The 21,580-nt window shown below is 44.9% G+C and carries 13 protein-coding genes; 8 read left to right on the forward strand and 5 right to left on the reverse strand.

Features of this window, described 5'->3' with window-relative positions:
* The first annotated feature begins 396 nt into the window (after positions 1-396).
* The gene (locus tag SDE_RS07265) at positions 397-1,209 is read left to right on the forward strand and encodes a hypothetical protein (protein ID WP_011467869.1); all 813 of its coding nucleotides are present in this window, start codon (positions 397-399) and stop codon (positions 1,207-1,209) included.
* A gap of 18 nt (positions 1,210-1,227) precedes the next feature.
* Here SDE_RS07265 and SDE_RS07270 read toward each other — a convergent pair whose 3' ends face one another.
* From SDE_RS07270 to SDE_RS07280, 3 genes are all read right to left on the reverse strand, one after another.
* Positions 1,228-1,458, reverse strand: coding sequence for a hypothetical protein (locus tag SDE_RS07270; RefSeq protein ID WP_011467870.1), 231 nt, complete (start codon positions 1,456-1,458; stop codon positions 1,228-1,230).
* A gap of 151 nt (positions 1,459-1,609) precedes the next feature.
* Positions 1,610-2,254 carry a methyl-accepting chemotaxis protein gene (locus tag SDE_RS07275; RefSeq protein ID WP_226986479.1) on the reverse strand — a complete coding sequence of 215 codons (645 nt, stop codon included), beginning with the start codon at positions 2,252-2,254 and terminating at the stop codon, positions 1,610-1,612.
* An 82-nt stretch (positions 2,255-2,336) separates the two neighbouring features.
* Positions 2,337-2,753, reverse strand: coding sequence for a hypothetical protein (locus tag SDE_RS07280; RefSeq protein WP_041324383.1), 417 nt, complete (start codon positions 2,751-2,753; stop codon positions 2,337-2,339).
* 212 nt (positions 2,754-2,965) lie between these two features.
* Here SDE_RS07280 and SDE_RS07285 point away from each other — a divergent pair, with 212 nt between their 5' ends.
* A complete protein-coding gene (locus tag SDE_RS07285) occupies positions 2,966-4,105 on the forward strand; it encodes a helix-turn-helix domain-containing protein (protein ID WP_011467873.1) in 1,140 nt (379 codons plus the stop codon).
* Between the two features lie 17 nt (positions 4,106-4,122).
* Here SDE_RS07285 and SDE_RS07290 read toward each other — a convergent pair whose 3' ends face one another.
* Positions 4,123-5,328: a GAF domain-containing sensor histidine kinase gene (locus tag SDE_RS07290; protein WP_011467874.1), complete on the reverse strand. Its 1,206-nt coding sequence runs from the start codon at positions 5,326-5,328 to the stop codon at positions 4,123-4,125.
* Between the two features lie 1,026 nt (positions 5,329-6,354).
* Here SDE_RS07290 and SDE_RS21235 point away from each other — a divergent pair.
* Positions 6,355-11,478: a di-heme oxidoredictase family protein gene (locus SDE_RS21235; RefSeq protein WP_011467875.1), complete on the forward strand. Its 5,124-nt coding sequence runs from the start codon at positions 6,355-6,357 to the stop codon at positions 11,476-11,478.
* Between the two features lie 347 nt (positions 11,479-11,825).
* Here SDE_RS21235 and SDE_RS07300 read toward each other — a convergent pair whose 3' ends face one another.
* Positions 11,826-13,160 (reverse strand): GH1 family beta-glucosidase, encoded by a 1,335-nt coding sequence (locus SDE_RS07300; protein WP_011467876.1) that lies wholly within the window; start codon positions 13,158-13,160, stop codon positions 11,826-11,828.
* 326 nt (positions 13,161-13,486) lie between these two features.
* On the opposite strand from SDE_RS07300, the gene SDE_RS07305 reads away from it, so the two are divergent.
* The 5 genes from SDE_RS07305 (at position 13,487) to SDE_RS07325 (ending at position 21,580) form a co-directional block, all read left to right on the forward strand.
* Positions 13,487-14,818: a glycoside-pentoside-hexuronide (GPH):cation symporter gene (locus tag SDE_RS07305; protein ID WP_011467877.1), complete on the forward strand. Its 1,332-nt coding sequence runs from the start codon at positions 13,487-13,489 to the stop codon at positions 14,816-14,818.
* Between the two features lie 51 nt (positions 14,819-14,869).
* Positions 14,870-15,868 carry a LacI family DNA-binding transcriptional regulator gene (locus SDE_RS07310; protein ID WP_011467878.1) on the forward strand — a complete coding sequence of 333 codons (999 nt, stop codon included), beginning with the start codon at positions 14,870-14,872 and terminating at the stop codon, positions 15,866-15,868.
* A gap of 279 nt (positions 15,869-16,147) precedes the next feature.
* A complete protein-coding gene (locus tag SDE_RS07315) occupies positions 16,148-19,108 on the forward strand; it encodes a TonB-dependent receptor (RefSeq protein ID WP_011467879.1) in 2,961 nt (986 codons plus the stop codon).
* Between the two features lie 175 nt (positions 19,109-19,283).
* A complete protein-coding gene (locus tag SDE_RS07320) occupies positions 19,284-20,846 on the forward strand; it encodes a tryptophan halogenase family protein (protein ID WP_011467880.1) in 1,563 nt (520 codons plus the stop codon).
* Between the two features lie 17 nt (positions 20,847-20,863).
* Positions 20,864-21,580 carry a SapC family protein gene (locus tag SDE_RS07325; protein WP_011467881.1) on the forward strand — a complete coding sequence of 239 codons (717 nt, stop codon included), beginning with the start codon at positions 20,864-20,866 and terminating at the stop codon, positions 21,578-21,580.

Raw genomic sequence — 21,580 nt, forward strand, 5'->3', positions numbered from 1 at the left:
CTTTATTGTTGTGAGCCCAGCACTAACAAGTAGGTATTACCGCTAGGCTAGAGCTGAGCGATGCGCAGTAAATAATCCAGGGTTCTCTTTAAAACCCCATCTTAAAGAGAATTGCGGTAACAATAGTTAATGGCTGTTGTTACCGCTTTTTTTGCATTTTCTCTCGCCTAAAGTAGGCGCTTTTGCTGCTATCCACTAGTTAAAATTTTTATTCCTTTACATTTTCGCTCAATGCTTTGCCGGTGAATAGTGTGCGCTTGGTTGCATTTCGTGCAATGGTTAGGGTGGCGCACTAAAAACTACAGGTGGTATAGTGTTTAAGCTATTCGCCTAATGCGACAAGCAAGCGTATTGAGTGATTTAGCTACTATATAATTAAAACAGTGAGTAAGCGCCGTGTTTTCTATTTTTACTAAACCTCGAGTCGTCGAAGATCAAACGGCGAACAACATTTTTGCTGTATTTCAATGGGCGCTTGAGAACTTTGACGCAACGGCGTTTGTGCGTTCTACGGACTTAGTTAAGCCAACGCGCGAAAGCTTTCCCGATAGAGCAGACAATGAACTCGATATGGTTAAAAACGCTTATGCGCGGGTGTTGCAATACTCAGGCTTGGCTAGCTGGCCGTTCGTTTTGGTCCCGCAGCAGCAAGTGGCTACAGCGGCTCCACCTAGGCTCACTTTACAAACCACGCAGCGTGCGAATAATTCCTCGGCTGTGATTGCTTCTAACGATGTATTAATGGTGTCTTATTCCGCGCCGATGCTTAAAAAGCCCATGGACTTGGTTGCAAGTATGAGCAAGGCCGTCGCGCAACATTACTTGTATCAAACAGGATTGGTGCCGCCAGCTGGTTTAGAAAGCTTCAACGAAACATCAGAAATATTAAGTGTATTTATGGGGTTTGGGGTATTAGTGGCTAACTCGGCTTATACCTTCCGAGGCAGCTGTGCTCGCTGTTACGACCCCAGTGCAAATCGTGTTGCTGCGCTCTCAGAAAGTGAAGCTATATTTTGCTTGGCTGTTTTCGGGGTGCTAAAAGAAATTCCTAGCAAGCAAATAACCGTTTTACTTAAACCGTATTTGCGCACAACCTACAAAAAAGCTGTAAAGCAAGTGTTAAGAGATGAAGAAAACTTGGCAATATGTAGAAAGTTGATAACACTAGAGCAGCTTAATTCAACGTCGCACCAGCAAATATCACGCTAGAGCTAAATAGACTAAGTGTTATTTACATTTAACCCTACCAACATAATTCCAGCTGTTCAATCCATCTTGAATAAATTGCGAAGCCTTTGTTGGGGTTATTTCTTTTTGGGTTAATTTTACAATGGCTTGCCTAAACAGCTCGTTGTAGTTTGGTTCGCCGCGATTTAAGGCATAGCTGTTAAAAGGGCTTACTGAGTAAGAATTTTCGGCTACCAAAGCGGCCATTGCATTTAGGTCGCCCGGAGGCATATCAATTTTACTTCCATACGCTGGAAGTTGTTGAGCAAATTTTGCGCAGCGTCTAAGTTTGGAGAGTTCTTGGCTACCTGAAAGATGCCGTCACCATATTGCAGAATATTTGTCTGATTCGGATGATTTGTATAGCTCTACCATTTGTCCACTACTTTTGGTTGATAACTCGGCTGTGGTCTCTGCTAAATCGGCAATGCGGCACAATGTTCTGGTTCATTTCTTCGGTTGCGCGTGTTTGCTCTTCGGCAGCCGTGGCTATTTGCATATTTAAATCTTTAATAGTTGCAATACTGCTTACTGCGTCTTTAATTCTTGTGTTTACGTATTCCGCGCTGGAGGCTGTTTCAAGCGTGCGCTCCTGCGCCGAGTGGATGGCGTCTACTGCCTGCACACTCGCTTTAAGCAGTGCAGATATATTGTTCTTTATTTCTTCAGTGGATGACCGTGTGCGTGCAGCGAGAGTGCGTACTTCGTCGGCCACTACTGCAAAACCTCGGCCTTGCTCGCCAGCGCGAGCGGCCTCAATGGCGGCGTTTAATGCAAGTAAATTGGTTTGATCGGTTAGAGATTCAATTACACCTATAATGGCTTCAATAGCATGAATATCTCCATCAAGTTGGGTGATAACTTTGCATGCATGATCCATATCGGTTTGCAGGTCTAGCGTTTTTTCTTTACTGGCATTTACTTCTGATTGGCTGTGTTCCGCTTGCTCGTGAGCGCTAAGCATTTTACTGAAAGTATTCTCCGCCTCAGCTGCAATCTCCTGCGTGGTGAGCGTCATCTCGTTCATGGCGGTGGCGACCATGGAGGTTTGTAGTGGCGGGGTTACGTTTTTTACGTTAAGAGTAGTTAAAGCGTAACCCGAAGCGATATTAATTAATGCAAGCCATAATTATGGCTAATGCTATGAGAACAGGGTAAGGGTAGGCGATAGTGGGTCTAACTGCATTGCCGAAATAGGCGAGTATTAGCTTTGCAAAACTAGGCCTATTTCTTAGCCACTCGCTGTAAAACGCTGGGTTAGCGTTTTCATCGGTGGCAGCCATTTTCTCTATGATGAGTAGTCGTTGTTCTGTGCGGCTTTGGAAGGTCTTCCATATCGCATCCTGCAACCAAAGCGTACTAACGAGTAGGCACGTCAAATAGGTATGCGCACCGAGTAAAGAAAGGCCCGCCGTTAATAAAACAGCAGTTAATTTTATAAGTAGTGAAAAACGTTCGGCTTGTTCGTAGCTGTTGTGTAGTGCTAGCCATTCCACATGGCGTGATGGTTGATGAAGGGGTGGCATGGGTTTGTCCTTTACGCTTGCGAAGGCGCAATTTTCGCACGATTTGTATTTCACAAGAAGAGCATTAATTGATTAATACTTATTTAAATTAGAAATAACATATGCTCAAGCTTTTTATTTGTAATTTACTTCATGAATTCCAGTAATTGGTCACTTAATACCGCCTTAAATAGCGGTAGAATTGAACGCAATAAAGAATAAATGGGCCGAAAATGGGCGATCGAATTTTTAATGTATACGATGTTTTCTTGATTATTGCAGTGTTTGAAGCATTGTTATTAGCTGTTTTTCGGATGGTGCTGCCGGCCAGCAATCGCAGTGGTAAATGGGGTAGTTATTTTCTCGCTGCTTTTTTAATCGTTGTTTCCGTCGATTTCATCACCGGCTTGCTAATGTGGAATGACGCCATTCCCTTATCGCAATCCTTTTACTCTAATGGTTTGGTGCTGCTATTTACATTCAGTCATTTTGCCCGTGGTCCGTTATTTTATTTTTATGTGCGAGCGTTGCTGTTTTCTGGTTTGCAATTGCGAGCAAGGCATTGCATTCACGCTTTACCGGCGTTGCTGGCTGTTGTGGGTGTGTGTGTATTTGGTATTACTACAGAAGACTTGCAGTCGCGATCTGGCGATGTGGATACTACCCAAATGGCGAGTGTTATCTGGTATGCGTCTAATGGTTTGTCCATTTTTTACGCGGCGTATGCGTTGGTGTGGCTGCAAAAATATTTACAGCGTTTAAAAGAGCAGTTCTCTAGTATTTCGAGCATAGAAATTAGTTGGTTAATGGTGCTTAGTGGCTGTTTTTTAATTAGTTGGAGCTGGTCTATTTTAATAAACTTAAGTGCAGATCTAATTGGTGGTGGTTTTGCTGATGCGATGGGCACCAGTCACAATTTAATACGTTTTATGCTAATGAACGGGCTGGTATTTTATAGCTTGGTATGCACCAGTAAAATTGTGAATGTACGTTATAGCGAGCCGAAGCAAATAGCAGTAAAAGACTCTAAAGATGTGGTTGAACAAATTGAGAGGGGTATCCATGAGTTGCAGTTACATTTGTACCCAAGTATCAATATTGATCAATACGCCGAGAAAATAGGTGTAAATGCTAAAGCAGTGTCTAACGCTTTAAATAGAGACCTTAAAACACGCTTTTTCGAGTTTATTAACGCGCATCGGGTAGAGGAGGCTAAGCGCCTGTTGGAGGATAGTAGTAAAAAAAATTTGTCCATTGCACAAATTTATACTGCTGCAGGGTTCAATAATAAATCGTCATTTCATCGGTTTTTTAGTCGTTTAGTGGGTATGTCGCCTTCAGAGTATCGGCAACAAGCACAGCGCGGTAAATAAAATAAAGCGTGCAGCGCCTAGGTAAACGTAGCGTTTTTAGGCATGGCGATGGTTACGCACATCCCTCTTTGTGGGGCTGTTTTTACTGTAATTTCTCCTCGGTAGCTTTTTACAAAGTCACTAATCAGCATGGAGCCTATGCCAAAGCCGGTTTCTTCGAAGGTGCCTTTGCGAGAGGTGCTGAGACTTCCATCGAAGAGTTTTTCCGCATCTTCTTGCTCCATGCCATCCCCATGGTCTGTGACGCTACACTCCACCATGCTCGCTTTTTCTTGAATAGCCACTTCTACTTTATTGCCCTTGTGGGAGAATTTAATGCTGTTGCTTATTAGGTTCTGCAAAGTAGATACCAGTAAAAACTGATTGCTTATTATGTGCGAATTGCTACCGCCAGTTAGCGTTAGGGTTATTTCTTTTGCTTTGGCTAATGGTTCGCACATAGATATAGCATTTTCGCAGGCGCTTTGTAAATCCACCGGAGCGGCAACGGTATTTTCACTCTCCTGCTGATCTCTAGACCAAGTAACCATTCCCACAAGCAGCTCATGTGCTTGAACCGCTGACTTTTCTATTACTTCGGCCAGCTCGTCCACCTGTATTGGGGACAGCACATTCTTCTTTTTACGTAATCTTTTGGCATAGCCAGCCGCTACTTGGAAGCTGTTTCTTAAATCGTGGGTGAGTATAGTTATTAGTCGAGCCCTTATGCTATTTGCTAATTCTAAGCGGGTAGATTGCTTTCGAAGCTCTAATTGCGCTACAACCTGCCGGGCTAGGGCAGAGAGTATTGTTAACTGGGTGTCGTCGAGAGACCTAGGGCGAGTATCAATGACGCACAATGTGCCCAGCGCATAGCCATCGGGGCAAATTAGGGGTACGCCCGCATAGAACCGGATATCTGGTGGCCCTGTAACCAAGGGGTTATCGGCAAAACGGTCGTCTTCTAAGGTGTTATTTACTACAAAAGGGGCGGTATCGTGAATAGCGTGGGCGCAAAACGCTAAGTCTCTATGCGTCTCGCAGGCAGTTAACCCTTGTTTCGATTTAAACCATTGTCTTCGTTCATCTACAAGGCTTACTAGTGCTATTGGCGTGTCACACACTTGCGATGCGATAAAAGTAATATCATCGAAACCCTGCTCGCTAGCGGTATCTAAAATATTGTAGCTCCTTAGAGCCTGTAACCGCTGAGTTTCATCCAGAGTGGGAGGGGCTGGTTTCATAGTGCAACGCCTTTAACCTGTGTAGGTAAAGTGTAGCCCAAATACATATTTCTGCGTTGCATAAAGCTTGGCTATTACCGGCGTAACGTTCGTATTTGGTTAGTCCTATATCTTCTATATAAGAGCGATTTTTAGAATTGATTTGCACCTAATCGTTCTGCTTCTGCGCGGCTGATTTGAGCTAGAAAGCAAGCGAATAAGCGTATTTTTAGGTGTTACACGTCGCGATTTCGCTGTTTACCTAAAGTGGGACTAATTATTTTTACTGAGACACTTGTTTTTAGGGGGCATTACAGTGGGTTTAATTTGGCGTTGTCTAACGTCTGCTTGTCTCGTGCTAGCGTATGTTCGAATACAGTGTTGAACGCCCAAGCCGTTAGGCGAACCCCTGTACCTAGCGTGAGCAAGGGCGCGCGGACACAGTGTGATTATTTTATTGGTATGGGGTTGAGCACTCATGCATGGACTTTGTAGTGAACAGGAATTGTTCCAGTTTTATGCCTGTAAAAAGTGGGATGCGAGGTGCTTTTTTCGCTTTGTGGCACGCCCCGTAAAACGTGATTTGGCGCCTTGACGGTGTTGGTCGATTTACATACGCTTTTTATAAGCATCAAGATATTTCTAAGCAGTATTTGTCTATTTGCGCAGGTATTCAAAGGCCAAATATTCGATGATGGGCACTCAGCTGAATGCTCATGCAGCCATCGCCACTGACTTTTGTTTACACATTGCCTCAAGCTCTAATTTGCAGCACGGAACTACAATTTGGATTGTTGTTTAGCCCATAGTGGCAAGGAATAAGCAAACTTGTAGGCAGCCTTACAAACCCTCGAACAATAAAAATAAGAGGATTGTGAATTATGGCTAGTTTTCCCTATAGATCATCGTTACCCCATTTAATAATGTAACTCTATTGCTAGTCAGACGAGAGGTTGTGAGCTTTTGTAGGTGAGTTGTACACCCTGTATTAGATCAAAAGCTTCATCACTTAACTTCGATAATAAACTTATAAAAAGTGAGTTCATCATGAGTAACCAAAAGCGATTGTCCGCTGGGTTAATTGCAAAGTTAGCGTTGGCTTCAGGCCTTACGCTAGTCGCCACTGCGGCCACCCACGCCGACGTTACCAATCCTGTTATTGGTAATTTAATCTTTGAAGAGAATTTCAATACCCTCAACAGCGATCGTTGGAATGTGATTGAGGGTGATGGCTGCCAATACGGCCCAAACCTTTGCGGTTGGGGCAACCAAGAATTGCAGTATTACCAAGATAGCAATGTAACCATCGAAGATGTGCCCGGAGAACCGGGCAACAAAGCGGTTGTTTTTGAAGCGCGCAACGAAACTGTAAATGGCAGTGCGTTTACATCCGGCAAAATTGATTCGGAAGACGGAATAGCCATTAAGTACGGCATGATTGAGTTCCGTTTGCGAGTACCAAATATGGGCGTTGGCTATTGGCCTGCGGTTTGGATGCTTGGCACAAGCACAGAAAGCTGGCCGAGCAAAGGCGAAATAGACATGATGGAAATGGGCCATCGTGCCCAAGGCATGGCCGATGCGGGCCACCCAGGCACAAACCTAAACAACTACACCGCGGCCAATGCAATTTTTTATGCAGAAGCAGCCTGTGTACCCGAAAACCCCACCTGTGCAGCCATGACCGCATGGCAAACAGATAACGCCTATGTTTCTCAAACGTCTATGGGCGAGCGATTTGTTATTTACCGCACTTATTGGACCGACACCCAGTTGCGTTTTACCGTAATTGATAATGGCGTTGAGTACGATATGTACGATGATCCAATTACTATCGGCGAAGAGGCTACTGAGCTGCAACAGCCGTTTTATTTGTTGGCAAACTTAGCAGTTGGCGGCAATTTTACCGATGCGTCTACACCTGCCGAAGTTACCGCACAGCTGCCCGGTAAAATGTATTTAGACTATATTCGTGTGTACCAATTAGACGGTATGGGCGAAATATTCGAAGGCTCAATTGCCCAAAAAGAATACGGCACATTTGGTGTGTTTACCGATGACACGCCCACCAGCAATAAGCTGGTAGCCGGTGATACGTCACAAATTTATATTTGGAATCAAAACTCCCTAAGTGAAGGAACGCTTGCGCCCGCCGAAGGCGACAATGTAATAGCCTGGAACTACACCGCGCCAGAGTGGTTCGGTGCTGGCATTCAAGCTGTGCACGCGCGCGATATGAGTAATTTTGAGAATGGCGAGTTTAAATTCAAAATAAAAATACCCGCTAACGTCTCATTTAAAGTTGGTTTTGCAGATACTTACACCAACGAAAACTGGCTAACTTTCCCTGCTAATCAAACAACCTACGGTTTGGTGCGCAATGGCGAATGGGCTGAGGCGACAATTCCAGTAGCGGACTTGCGCGGCAGTTTAATTGCATTGCAGTCTATGGCTGGTATGTTTTATATCGCCAGTGTTGACGGCCAAATTCCAACGTCTAATTTTGAATTTGCCATCGACGATGTGCGCTGGGAAGGCGGTGGTGCAGGGCCTGTAGACAGCGACGGCGACGGCGTAGCTGATGAACTTGATCAGTGCCCCAACACACCAGCCGGTACTGCAGTAGATAGCGTTGGCTGCCAAATAGGTTTGCCACAGCCTGTGGCTGTAACGGTAGAAGCGGAAGACTACGAAGCTTACTACGATACAACCAGTGGCAACTCTGGCAATGCGTATCGCAGCGATGATGTAGATATAGAAGCTGCAAGCGAAGGTGGTTTTAACGTCGGTTGGACTGATGCTGGCGAGTGGATGGATTACACTTTAAACCTCGCTGCGGGCACCTACGACGTTACAGCTCGTGTTGCTTCAAATACCGATACTGGTGTGTACAGTGTTAGTTTAGATGGCACCACAATCGGCTCTAACGGAGTTGCAACTGGCGGTTGGCAAAACTGGGTTACTCAAGTTGTCGGCCAAATTACGGTAAATGGCGGTCAACAAACTCTGCGCATTAGTACTGATGTGGCTGGATATAACATTAACTGGGTGCATTTTGAGCCCGTGCCAGACGCAGATAACGATGGCGTACCTGACAGCCAAGATAACTGCCCCAATACACCAGCGGGTACAGAGGTGGATGCTAATGGCTGTGCGATTGTCGTAGACCCAGTACCCGTGCACATAGAAGCCGAAGATTACGCGGCCTATCACGACCTATCTGCAGGTAACAATGGCGGTCAATACCGCTCTGATGATGTGGATATTGAAGCCGCTAGCGAAGGTGGATTCAACGTAGGTTGGACAGATACTGGCGAGTGGTTGGAATACTCGGTTGAATTAATTGAAGGTGTTTATGACCTAACTGCACGCGTGGCATCGTTAAGCGGCAATGGCGCTTACAGCGTTTCTATTTCTGGTCAAGCTGTGGGTGGGTCTAATGCTGTAGCGACTGGTGGTTGGCAAAATTGGGAAACCCAGCACGTAGCGCGTTTTGTTGCAGGCACGGGTACCTACACTATTCGTGTAAATGCAGATGCCGGCGGCTTTAACCTTAATTGGTTGCACTTAGAGCCAGTAAACGACCCCGATAGCGATAACGACGGTGTGCCAGACAGCCAAGACAACTGCGCCAATACCCCTGCCGGCACCGAAGTGGACGCCAGCGGTTGCCCGGTAGTTGTACAGCCATTTGGTGTGACTCAGTCAGATTCCAACAGCGCGCAATTTTATGTAAATGGCGCCGACTGGGCAGTGTTGCATTACAGTGTTAATGGCGGTGGGCAAGTGAATGTGTCCATGAGTTTGGAAAACGGTAAGCATGTATATACCGTGCCAGACTTGGCCCCAGGTGACTCCATTAGTTACTTTGTTACCTATTGGGACCCAGAACTAGGCGGTGCACGCGACAGTGAAACGGTAAGCTACAGCGTAGTTGCTGCGGGTAGCGATAGTGATGGCGACGGCGTAGGTGATAGTGCTGACCAATGCCCAAATACACCCGCCGGCACAGCTGTCGATTCTGTTGGTTGCCCAGTAACACAGCCACCATCCGATAGTGACAACGATGGCGTTACGGATGCTAATGATCAGTGCCCAAATACACCTGCAGGTACATCGGTTGATTCCGTTGGCTGCCCAGTGGTTCAGCCACCATCAGATAGCGATAACGACGGTGTGGACGATTCAAGTGATCAATGTCCAAATACCCCTGCGGGTACCAGTGTAAATGCAGTGGGTTGCCCTGTAACGCAAACTAATATTGTGCCTTTATATAATGCCAGCACAAACTTAGAAGGCGCTATTTCTTTTGATCGCGGTGATGCGCTTGTTACGCGAATTTCAGATCGCGGTCGCGACCGTCACGCAAAAGAAAACCACTTCCAAGCTTACGATCACTACCTTACTTTCTATTGGGAAGATCGCACTATTGCTATTGAAATAGTGGATTACGTTGCGAAAGGTGGCAGCAGCATTCGCATGAATATCGTAAGTCAAATGCGTTTGGATGACACCGAAGCAGAAAACCGCTGGTTTTATATTGGTAACAACACGCTCGCTGAATACTGTGGCAATGGCGTGATGAACGAAGTGGATCACACGCACTACTGGAAGGAATCTAGCTTTAACTGTCGTGAGGGTCGTCCCATTCAAATTGGCGATAAAATGGAGTTTGAAATCAGCCAATTTTTAGACCCCGCGCTATTACCTCGCGGTCGCTCTAATTATTACGGCACCACTTACCTTTACATTGTGGGTGAGGGCTTAGTGCCTTGGGATGTTACCGATAAAGTTGCTTTCCAAGGCGGCAACCGTTTGCAGCGAGATTCCATTCCTGTGCCCGAGCACGCGCGTTTAGGTGGCGATACAACTTTGCATGTGCAAATGACTGCCGAGCCAGATGGCCACTTCCAGCAAATGGCAACCAACCTGGGTTTTGATAATGGCCAGCCGTTTGTACTCGGTCGCCGTGTGCACCACACATCTTACGTAGATGGTACGCACGATGAGAGCGCAGAAAACGGCGTATTTGATGGTATGCCAGGTAAAGCAGGCCCGCACTATGTGAATGACCGCTGCTCGGATTGTCACGAGCGCAATGGTCGTGCACCGGTTGTGGGTATTGGTGAACCGTTAGACCGTTGGGTGTTTAAAGTGGGCGACGCAAATGGTAACCCGCATCCAGATATGGGGCGCGTATTGCAGCCAGAAGCGAACAACGGTGCCGCTAGCGAGGGCACGCCAACCATCGCATTCTTTAGCGAAGAAAACGGTTTGCGCAAACCAAACTATGCATTTAGCGGCATAACGCCAGACACTTTCTCTGCGCGTATTGCCCCACAGCTAAATGGCATTGGTTTGCTCGAAGCGATTCCAGAAAGTGCAATTTTAGCGCAAGAAGATGTGAACGATGCGAACGGTGATGGTATCTCCGGTAAAGCGCAGCGCTCTATCGACCCTGTAACCGGTGAAACCCGCTTAGGTCGCTTTGGCTACAAAGCAGCAACCAGCAGTGTAAAGCATCAAGTGGCTGCGGCGTTTAATACGGATATAGGTGTACGTACCTCTGTAATGCCCAACCCAGATTGCGGCTCGAATCAAAACGATTGTGGCCCAAGTGGTGCGGAACTAGCAGATGAGCATTTAGATAACCTTGTTAAGTATGTTTCTTTACTGGGTGTTCGCCCACAGCGAGACTACAACGATGCGCAAGTACTACAGGGTAAGCAAGTGTTTAACGATGCTGGCTGTGTGAGTTGTCATACCGACACTTACCAAACATCGCAATATCACCCGCTTGCAGAGTTACGCAGCCAAACTATTCACCCCTACACAGATCTCTTGCTGCACGATATGGGCCCAGGTTTGGCCGATAACTTAGGTGAAGGCGATGCAACGGGTGCCGAATGGCGTACCGCGCCGCTTTGGGGCTTAGGTTTGTCTGCTTGTGTTACGGGTGGTGTAGAAGGTGGTCGCGGCTGGGATGATTTTGGCTTAGATGGCTACGAAACCTGTACTCCACATCACAGCTACTTACACGATGGTCGCGCACGCACCATTGAAGAAGCTATTTTGTGGCACGGTGGCGAAGGTGAAAACTCGAAGCAAGCGTACCAAAACTTAAGCAATAGCGAGCGCGATGCTCTACTCGCATTCTTAAATTCCCTCTAACAACAGGTTATTAACTCGTTAAATGGTGTGTTGTTACCCCTTGCGGCGCTAATATAGCGCCGCTTTTTTTTGAGCAGAGATTAATTCCAATGTTAAACAAACTTGAACTTGAACTTGAACTTAGAACTTAGAACTTAGAACTTAGAACTTAGAACTGAGAGATTAGAGATTAGAGTTTCGGTATTAGAGATTAGAATTTAGAGATTAGAATTTAGAGATTAGAATTTAGAGATTAGAATTTAGAGATTAGAATTTAGAGATTAGAATTTAGAGATTAGAATTTAGAGATTGAAAAAAGCCCGCTAATGCGGGCGAGGGCAGAGGGGGAACTCCGCATGCAGGAGTAATTAGCTCCTACTCGAGACAAACTCAGCAAATGCGTGGCCGCTGGCTTTTAGCGTTCGCTTTTGTGTTTGGTAATCTACATAGGTAATACCGAATCGTTTGCTGTAACCCAGTGCCCACTCAAAATTATCCATTAGGCTCCAAGCAAAATAACCGCGTACATCAACACCTTGTTCAATGGCGTTGTGTACCGCTTGTAAATGGGTTTGAAAATAATTTATTCGGGCAATATCGTTAACTTCGCCGTTAACAAGTTCGTCCACCATTGCTGCGCCGTTTTCGGTAATAAGTAACGGGGGTAGGGTATAGCGTTGGTTTAGGTCTATTAGTAAATCGGTTAAGCCTTGCGGGTAAACTTCCCAGCCCATATCGGTTAGCTCTACACCCTCAGGTACTTGTTCGGTAAAACCGCCATTACCGTCGGCAAAAAATACTGCGCGGGTATAGTAGTTAAGGCCTAAATAATCTAAAGGTTGGCTTATTAACGCCATGTCGCCTTCACAAATAGGTGGTTTGGCATTGTCTGGCAGGCTGTTTATTGCATCAGGGTAGCAGCCAGTAAGTAGCGGTTGTGCATACCACTGAAATAATAAATCGTCCGCGCGTTTTGCTGCATCTATATCTGCTTGTGCGTTGCTGCCGGCGTAACAAGGGCTCATGTTTAACACTATGCCGCTTAAACTATTGGGGCAGTTTTTTCGCAGCACTTGCATAGCTAAGCCATGGGCAAGTAATAAATGGTGTGCGGCTTTGCGCCCACTGGCTAAGTCTTTTATACCCGGTGCGTGTACACCAATTTCATAGCCAAGGTAGGCACTGCAAAAGGGCTCGTTTAACGTTGTGTAGCAAAATACATCGTCATCAAGCGCTTGGGTTATAAGGTTTACATAGTCGCGAAACTTGTAGGCGGTATCGCGGTTAAGCCAGCCGCCAGCATCTTCTAAATGTTGTGGCAAGTCCCAGTGGTATAGCGTTATATAAGCTTTTAAATTCTTTTCGCGAAGCTTAGTTAAAATATTTTTGTAAAATGTAACGCCTTCATTATTGAGGCTGCCGTCTAAATTAATAACACGGCCCCACGCAATAGAAAAGCGGTAGGCATCTACCCCTAGGTTGGCAATAAGTTCTATATCGTCTTGCCATCTATTTATGTGGTCGCAAGCAATGGCGCCGTTGGTGTTATCAATAATGGTATTGGGCTGCTCACAGAACGTATCCCAATTACAGGGCAGGCGAGAATCTATGCCGCCTTCAATTTGGTAAGACGACGTTGCAACACCAAAGGTAAACTCTTTGCTGCGCAAACGAGAAGAAGGCGGTAGTGTAAGTCTATTCATGCTTGCTCTTATACTTGTGTTTAATTCGTTACTTTCGGGGTATACAAAAATGCTGTATATAACCAAATACCAACTAAAGCGGTAAATGTATGCTTTATTGTTAAACCTTAGCGCTTGTGTTTATTTATGTAAGCGCTTACATTTAGACTAGAGCTTTAGCCTTTAAAGGTCAACCTTTTTACATTGGAGGGTGGCAACAGGTGCAAAGTGTTTAACTTTAAAGAATAGCCGCGGCATCTACAGTATTGCGGCTAGAATTAAGTAAACGCGGGCAAGTAAGTACAAATAAGCGTTAAATTAGTATCAAAATAAAAGAGTTAATACATATGTTGTCAGTAAAAGAAAAAGTAGCATACGGCTTGGGCGATACAGCCAGTAACATAGTGTTTCAAACCGTTATGCTGTTTCTTGCCTTCTTCTATACCGATATTTTTGGCATTTCGCCGGCGGTGGTAGGCACCATGTTTATAGTGGTGCGGGTATTAGATGCAATAACCGACCCGTTAATGGGGGGCTTGGCAGACAGAACAAATACTAAATGGGGTAAGTTTAGGCCCTATTTACTTTGGTTGGCCGTACCGTTCGGTTTGATAAGTGTTTTGGCATTTACTACTCCCGAATTAGGTGAAGATGGCAAGGTGTATTATGCCTATGCTACCTACGCACTATTAATGATGGCGTATACGGCTATAAACATTCCTTATTCCGCATTGGGTGGGGTGCTAACTGCAGACCCAAAACAACGTGTTTCGGTTCAATCTTACCGCTTTGTATTTGGCATGCTGGGCGGCCTAATTGTTACTGCAGCAACGCTGCCTCTTGTGCAGTTTTTTGGTAAGGGCGATAAGGCGCTTGGCTATCAGCTCACCATTGCGGCTATGAGTGCACTGGGGGTAATACTATTTTTATTGTGTTTTGCTGGTACCAAAGAGCGTATTGCGCCGCCGCCCCAGCAGAAAACGAGCTTGTTTAAAGACTTATCCCTAATGTGGGTAAATGACCAATGGCGAGTGCTATGCGTAGCAGCGTTCTTTTTGCTTATTGGTATGGTAATGCGTTCCACTTTGGCGATTTACTACGTTAAGTACTATTTATTACGCGAAGACCTGGTAACAGCGTTTGTTACATTGGGCATGATAGGCAACATAGTGGGTTGCGCGTTAGCCCAGCCGCTAAGTAAGCGTGTATGCAAGGTTAAGGCTTATATAGCGCTGCAAATTATCGCGGCAGTTTTGTGCGCTGCGGCATATTTCGTGGGGCAAGCGCAGGTAGTTGCTGCTTTTGTGCTGTATGTTTTATGGTGCTTTTTTCTACAGATGGCCACCCCTTTACTGTGGGCAAAAATGGCCGATACCGTCGATTATGGTCACTGGAAGACCGGTATTCGCATAACGGGTATGGTATATTCCTCCGTCGTTTTTTTCATCAAGCTTGGCCTAGCGTTAGGCGGGGCAGTAGCTAGCTGGCTATTGGCCTATTACGGCTACCAAGCAGATACCGCCCAAACGCCAGATACATTGCACGGTATTTTGCTGTCATTTACCGTATTCCCAGCGGTGTTTTCTCTGCTTGTGGCTTGGGCTATGCGTTGGTATATCCTAAACAACGATGAGGTGGCGCGTATTCAGCAAGCGCTAAATTTAAAAACTGTAAACTAATTACTGACTGCAAATTATGGTCTGCAGGAAGCAACAATCATTGAGTGTTATATGGCAACAATTTACGACGTATCGGAACTAGCTGGTGTGTCTTTGGCAACCGTTTCGCGTGTAATGAACAACAATGCACGCGTAAGCGATAAAACCAAGCAAAAGGTAACTGCAGCCATGGAGGCGTTGGACTATCGTCCAAGCGCCATTGCTAAGGGGTTGGCCTCTAACAAATCTGGTAGCGTGGGCGTATTAATTTCAGAGCTACACGGCCCTTTTTACGGCATGATGATGAGTGCCATAGAGTCAGAGCTGCGCAATGCCGATGTGCATGCCATTATTGCTGCGGGCCACAGTGATGCTGCCGAAGAAAAAGAAGCTATCGAATTCCTATTAAGCAGAAAGTGCGATGCGCTAGTGTTATGGGTGGAGTCGGTATCTGATAAATACTTGCTTGAGCTTTCTAAGCGCAGCACGCCCGTATTTATACTCGGTAGAAAAATTAACGGCCTCGCCAAAAACTGCATAACCCTTGATAACCACATGGGAGGCTATTTGGCAGCGTCCCACCTTGCGAAAATGGGACATAAGAAAGTGGCATACATATCTGGGCCGCTGTGGAAAAAAGAAGCGCAAGATAGGTTGGGTGGGTTCGAGGCAGCACTAAATGAACACAAAATAAAACTTAATGAAAACCTTATTTACGAGGGTGATTATCAAGAGGCAGGCGGGCAAGCAGGCTTGCAGTACCTGTTCAAGCAGCGCGCTAAGTTTAGTGCCGTTTTTTGCGCAAACGACGAGATGGCGGCGGGTGCCATGTCTGCCGCGCGTGATCTGGGACTATCGCTTCCGCAAGATTTATCGATAATGGGGTTCGATAATGTAAAGTATGCCGAATATGTTTACCCCAAGCTTTCTACCATCAATTACCCGGTGGGGCAGATGGCTTCTATGGCTGCAAAATGGGTTTTAAAAACGGTTTACAATAATAAAAACATAGAGGTTTTAAATCACTTCGAGCCCACGCTGGTTGAACGAGAATCAGTCGCAAAAGTTTAGTCTTGTTCGATTTGTCTTATAGTTAAAAATCAATAACCCCTTGGTGTTTTTGTCGCGCGCCAAGGGCGCTTCATCGCATTTTATTCCCCCTCATATTGTTAAATGGTTTGGCACCTAATCCTTTTTGTTTGGTGCTTGACATCACATTTTTATTGGCATAACTTGTAAGCGCTTACATAAAACTTCCCGCGCCTTTGAGCGCTTTTTTTAGAGCTAGTTTTGTAAGCGCTTACACTAAGTGAGAAAACTGACAATAAACAAATAACTCGGATCAGAGATATGGATTACAATATTTTTAAAAAAACCCAGCTCGCCGCTGCCGTTTCTATGGTAGTAGGTGCAGCAACAATCTCTCCTGTATACGCTCAAGATAATGCTGCCGATAACACTTTAGAGGAAGTTATTGTTACTGGTATTCGTGGAAGTTTGCAGCGTGCAATGGATATTAAGCGCGATGCTCAAGGTGTTGTAGATTCAATATCAGCAGAAGATATTGGTAAAATGCCTGACACCAACTTGGCAGAATCTTTGCAGCGAATTACTGGTGTTTCAATCGATCGCTCTAACGGCGAAGGTCAAAAGATTACCGCCCGCGGTTTAGGTCCAGATTTTAACCTTGTTACTCTTAACGGGCGTCAGATGCCTACTTCTGGGTTGCAAGGTACAAGCATTAACTCATCGCGCTCGTTTGACTTTAGTAACCTAGCATCAGAGTCGGTTGCTGGAGTGGATGTGTATAAAACTTCAAGAGCCGATATACCTACAGGTGGTATCGGTGCAACCGTAAATATTAAAACTGCTCGCCCTTTAGATAATGCGGGCTTCAAGCTAACGGCAGGCGTAAAAGGTGTATACGATACTTCGCGCGAAGATGCCTCTTTAGCGCCAGAAATATCGGCATTAATTAGCAATACGTTTTTAGATGATACTGTTGGTGTGTCTTTGGCTATCAGTCATCAAGAGCGTGAAGGTGCAAGTGATGCAGCTACCGTTGGTAGCTACCACACGCAAAGTGTTGTGCCTGGTGACGGTTGGAATGGTGGCTTTGTTGGCGAAGGTGCGGATGCATACCCTTCGACAGCGCAGTTATCTCGCCCGCAAAACTTCGAGTACAACTTCACCGACTTTGAGCGCACGCGAGATAATGCCCAATTAGTGCTGCAGTTCAGCCCATCTGAAGATATTACTGCTACATTGGATTACACCTACTCTGAGCAAGAAGTGTTGTCTAGCTCGAATATGGTTGGTGCTTGGTTTTGGGAAGGTAACGGTTTAAATGCAACCAATAACGAATTCGTTGAAGGTAGCGCTGGTCAGTATTACCCAGAGCTTTACTCTTCAACAGCATGTTGCGATTTAACTTTCTCGGCAGCGCGTTTTGGTCAAGTCAATGAGAATAATTCTGTTGGCTTAAATATCGAATGGGATGCAACAGATAACTTGTCATTAGAGTTGGATTATCATAACTCTAAAGCGCATTCGGAAGCGGCTAGCCCCTATGGCAATAGCTCTGTATTGACAATGGCTAACCAAAACCGTGTTGCTACTGTAGTGGATTTCCGTCAAGACTTTCCTGTTTGGGATGTAGCTTTGGCTGAAGGCACTACTGATGCTCCGTCTACCTTCACTGTAACTGGTAGTTCTTTACGCAACAGTCAGTTCACCAACGATATTTCTCAGGTTCAATTGAAAGGCTCTTACACCTTCGATGAAGGTGTTGTTAAGAGTGTAGATTTTGGTGTTTCTTCTACCGAAAATGATGTTAAAGCTGTAATGATGACTGCACAGCGTGATACTTGGGGTGGCGAGGGTACAGTTGATGACATCCCAGATTCATTGTTTACTGCGGAGTCTATTACTGGTCGTATGGATTCGTTATCTGGTACTGGTACACTAGCTGACGGTAGTGAGTTTAATATTTATGATCGTTACTACTCATTCAGTTTTGAAGAAGCCGCTGCGGCTGTAGCTGCGTTTGCTGCGCCAACGGACGAATCGGGTACCAGCCCAAATATTTGGCCTTGTGTTGGTGAATTCTGTGTGACAGAAGATTGGACTACAGATGAGCGTGTAAGCGAATCTATGTTGGCGGGTTACGTGCAAGCTAACATGGAATTTGAAGTAGCTGGAATGGAAACGAAGGTAACCGCCGGTGTTCGCTACGAAGAGACCGACGTGTCCGCAAGTGCAATGGTACCAGCATACTCTGGGGTAGATTGGGTTTCTGCTAACGAATTTGCTTTGGTGAGCAGTGGTGATAGTGCTTACACCGACTTTAAAGGTAGTTATTCTAACTTCTTACCAAATATAGATGTTAGTTTGGCTCCGGTAGAAGATGTGATTGTTCGAGCGTCTTTCTCTAAAACAATTGCGCGTCCAACTTATAATCATATTAAAGGTGGCGTTTCAATCAACGAAGTTCGCGCTACTTATGCAACTGCTAGCAGTGGTGATCCATCATTGCTACCGCATGAGTCTAAGAACTTCGACTTGTCTGCTGAGTGGTACTTTGGTGAAGCAAGTTATGTGTCAGCTGGTGCATTCTATAAAGATGTGGAAAACTTTATTGGTACGCACACCGAAACAGAAAACTTCTTTGGTTTGCGTAATCCAGCAGATGGCGCACGTTTTGCTGAAGCATTAGCATCGGAAGGGGCAGATAACGTTGCGATTCGTCAATACATCTTCGACAATTTCCCCGAATCCACAACTGAGTCAAGTGGCCTAATTCACTCAATCGATTCAGATAATTTAATCGAATTTGATGTATCCAAGCCGTTTAACGAAAAGAAAGCTAATATTACGGGTATGGAGTTCGCTGTTCAGCATACTCTAGACAATGGCTTTGGTGCCTTGTTGAACTTTACTGTGGTAGATAGTGATGCTGAATACGATGCTACTGTATTTGATGAGCAGTTTGCTTTGCCTGGTTTGAGTAATACCCGTAACTTGGTTGCTTTCTATGATAAAGATGGCTTACAGGTGCGTGTAGCTTGGAACTGGCGCGGTGCATTCTTGGTAGCCACAGACGTCGGTCATGGAAACCCGCTACAAAACGAAGAGTATCAACAGGTTGATATCAATGCGAGCTATGATATTAATGATAACTTCACTGTGTTTGCGGAGGGCATAAACGTTACAAATGAAACGCAGCGTTTATATGGCCGCTACAAAACGACTATGATGCAAGCTGTTGAAGGTGGTCCTCGTTATAACATTGGTGCTCGTTACACTTTCTAATTCTAAAAAGTTGTAACTACCTTTAAATGCCACTGGAAACAGTGGCATTTTTTTTTAACTAAAAAACATGAATTTGCTTTCCTTGTTGCCTATTCTTTGGGAAGCTAAGCGAAGTCCCTATTGCGATGGAGATGCATTAGAATTAAATGAGTGTTTGTTGGGTACAAGGTGTTAAATGAGAGAGCTTACTAAGCGCGTAGTTATTGTTGGTGGTGGTGCTGCTGGTTGGTTAACTGCAGGTATACTTGCTGCAAAGCATGGCAAAATAGGTAGTGGGGCAGATGTTTCCATTACATTAATCGAATCACCAGATGTTGCCACAATTGGTGTTGGTGAAGGTACTTGGCCAACGATGCGTGAAACGTTATCTACTATGGGAGTATCGGAGTCTAAGTTCATCACTGCGTGTGATGTATCTTTTAAGCAAGGCTCTCAATTTATCAATTGGAGAAATAACTGCGAAGGTGATAATTATTTCCATCCTTTTTCAATTCCGAATCGCTATTACGACATGGATTTAGCTGATTTATGGAATAGTACAGGTAGGCAAACAGACTTCGCTTATTTTGCTGGATCGCAGGCATTGCTGTGCGATGAGGGCTTAGCGCCTAAGCAAAAAATAACGCCCGAATTCGCAGCTGTTGTCAATTACGGCTATCACTTAGATGCTGGAAAATTTGGTGAATTTCTGAAGCAGCATTGTACCCAAGTGCTGGGTGTGGAATATATTCAAGATCATGTTATATCTGTTGATGGTGAGAGAGATACTAATATTATAGCTATTAACACTCGTGTTAATGGCGCAATAATCGGTGATTTTTTTATTGATTGCACAGGTTCCAATTCACTTTTAATTGGTGGGCATTATAGCGTTCCGCTAATTGCTAAAGATAAAGTCCTCTTTAACGATCGAGCGCTGGCTGTTCAAGTTCCTAGGCAGATTGAAAATCAAGCTATAGCGTCGTGCACACGCTCAACCGCGCAAAAGTACGGGTGGATATGGGATATAGGCTTGCCCACGCGACAAGGCATTGGATATGTGTACTCTAGTCGTTACGGGACTAAAGAAGAAATATACACAGGTCTTGTTGATTATATTAGTAAATCTTGCGGGGTTGAAAGCGTCGACGATTTAAATATACGAGAGCTTGAATTCACTCCAGGCGTGCGTTCGGAGTTCTGGGTTAAAAACTGCGTAGCTGTTGGAATGTCATCCGGTTTTATAGAGCCGTTAGAGGCCTCAGCGCTAGCGATGGTAGAGCTGGCAGCAAAAAAAATAAGGGATGATTTTCCGTATACAGCTTCGCAAATGGAGCCTATTTGTCGCCGTTATAATGAAAGTTTTCACTATAAGTGGGATAGGGTTATCGATTTTCTAAAATTACATTATGTCCTGTCGGATCGCAGGGATAGCGAATACTGGTTAGCTAATACCGAAAGTGTTAAAGAATGCCCAAGATTGGAAGAGCTATTAGATAAGTGGAAGTATCGATCACCCAACAAGCATGATTTCCCCGAGGTGGATGAGGTGTTCCCTGCCGCTAGTTATTTATACATATTGAGTGGTACTTATTTTGAGCGTTACAGTGATTCTCACAAAAATGAAAAGCTGCGTTCTGCCGCAATGGCTTTAGTTGAAGAAAATAAAGCGCAAGCGAAGAAGCTATTAAATGGCCTGCCAACTAATAAAGAGTTGCTCGAGAGTATTGCAGCTGTAGGTTTGCCAAAAAAACAATAAATAGAAGAGAAATAATTATGCCTAAATATGAATTGCTTAATAAGAAAGATCATAAAGATTTGTTGGTGGCGAGAGATTGGGGGGTGGCTTATGGGGACAATGTTATGGCGACTCCCATATTTCCATTCGAGTTTCAAGCTGCGCAGTCTGCTTTTCCCATTGTTTTTAAAAAAAATGAGCAAGAAAATGTCTGGTATGCGTTGGCGCTATTCGGTCTAGAAAATGGCGAAAATCTTTTTTTAAAAGGTAATCGTTGGGATGCTGGGTATGTCCCACTAACCATAGAGGCTAGACCGTTCTTGGTTGGGTTTCAAAATCAATTGGCCGAAGGGTATGAGAATAAAAATACGGTTATTCATTTGGACGCAGATAGCCCTCGTGTAGGCGTCAAAACGGGCGAAAGAGTATTTGATGATGACGGCGAGCCAACAGAGTATTTGAAAAGAATAAGTGTAGTGTTAGGAGACATTCATGCGGGAATGGAAGCCAGTCGTGATTTCTTTTCTGTGCTAGAAAATAATAGCTTGCTGGAGGCGTTCTCAGGTGAGTTTTTGAACTCTGATGGAACTAAACATACTTTATCTGGCTTCTACACGGTAAAAGAAGACGCGTTGCAAAATGTGAGTAATGCCGTTTTAGCTCAATTGCTAGATAGTGGGTATTTAAAATCTATCTATATGGTTATTGCTTCACTCTCTAATTTTTCAGACCTAACTAAACGAAGATTTAGCTAG

The sequence above is a fragment of the Saccharophagus degradans 2-40 genome (genome assembly GCF_000013665.1).
GTDB lineage: Bacteria > Pseudomonadota > Gammaproteobacteria > Pseudomonadales > Cellvibrionaceae > Saccharophagus > Saccharophagus degradans.

What these genes read in the sequence shown, in the direction of transcription:
- SDE_RS07285 (WP_011467873.1), top strand. Translation starts at nt 2,966, where the DNA reads ATGGGCGATCGAATTTTTAATGTATACGATGTTTTCTTGATTATTGCA.
- SDE_RS21235 (WP_011467875.1), top strand. Translation starts at nt 6,355, where the DNA reads ATGAGTAACCAAAAGCGATTGTCCGCTGGGTTAATTGCAAAGTTAGCG.
- SDE_RS07320 (WP_011467880.1), top strand. Translation starts at nt 19,284, where the DNA reads ATGAGAGAGCTTACTAAGCGCGTAGTTATTGTTGGTGGTGGTGCTGCT.
- SDE_RS07270 (WP_011467870.1), bottom strand. Translation starts at nt 1,458, where the DNA reads ATGCCTCCGGGCGACCTAAATGCAATGGCCGCTTTGGTAGCCGAAAAT.
- SDE_RS07325 (WP_011467881.1), top strand. Translation starts at nt 20,864, where the DNA reads ATGCCTAAATATGAATTGCTTAATAAGAAAGATCATAAAGATTTGTTG.
- SDE_RS07275 (WP_226986479.1), bottom strand. Translation starts at nt 2,254, where the DNA reads ATGAACGAGATGACGCTCACCACGCAGGAGATTGCAGCTGAGGCGGAG.
- SDE_RS07300 (WP_011467876.1), bottom strand. Translation starts at nt 13,160, where the DNA reads ATGAATAGACTTACACTACCGCCTTCTTCTCGTTTGCGCAGCAAAGAG.
- SDE_RS07280 (WP_041324383.1), bottom strand. Translation starts at nt 2,753, where the DNA reads ATGCCACCCCTTCATCAACCATCACGCCATGTGGAATGGCTAGCACTA.
- SDE_RS07315 (WP_011467879.1), top strand. Translation starts at nt 16,148, where the DNA reads ATGGATTACAATATTTTTAAAAAAACCCAGCTCGCCGCTGCCGTTTCT.
- SDE_RS07310 (WP_011467878.1), top strand. Translation starts at nt 14,870, where the DNA reads ATGGCAACAATTTACGACGTATCGGAACTAGCTGGTGTGTCTTTGGCA.
- SDE_RS07290 (WP_011467874.1), bottom strand. Translation starts at nt 5,328, where the DNA reads ATGAAACCAGCCCCTCCCACTCTGGATGAAACTCAGCGGTTACAGGCT.
- SDE_RS07305 (WP_011467877.1), top strand. Translation starts at nt 13,487, where the DNA reads ATGTTGTCAGTAAAAGAAAAAGTAGCATACGGCTTGGGCGATACAGCC.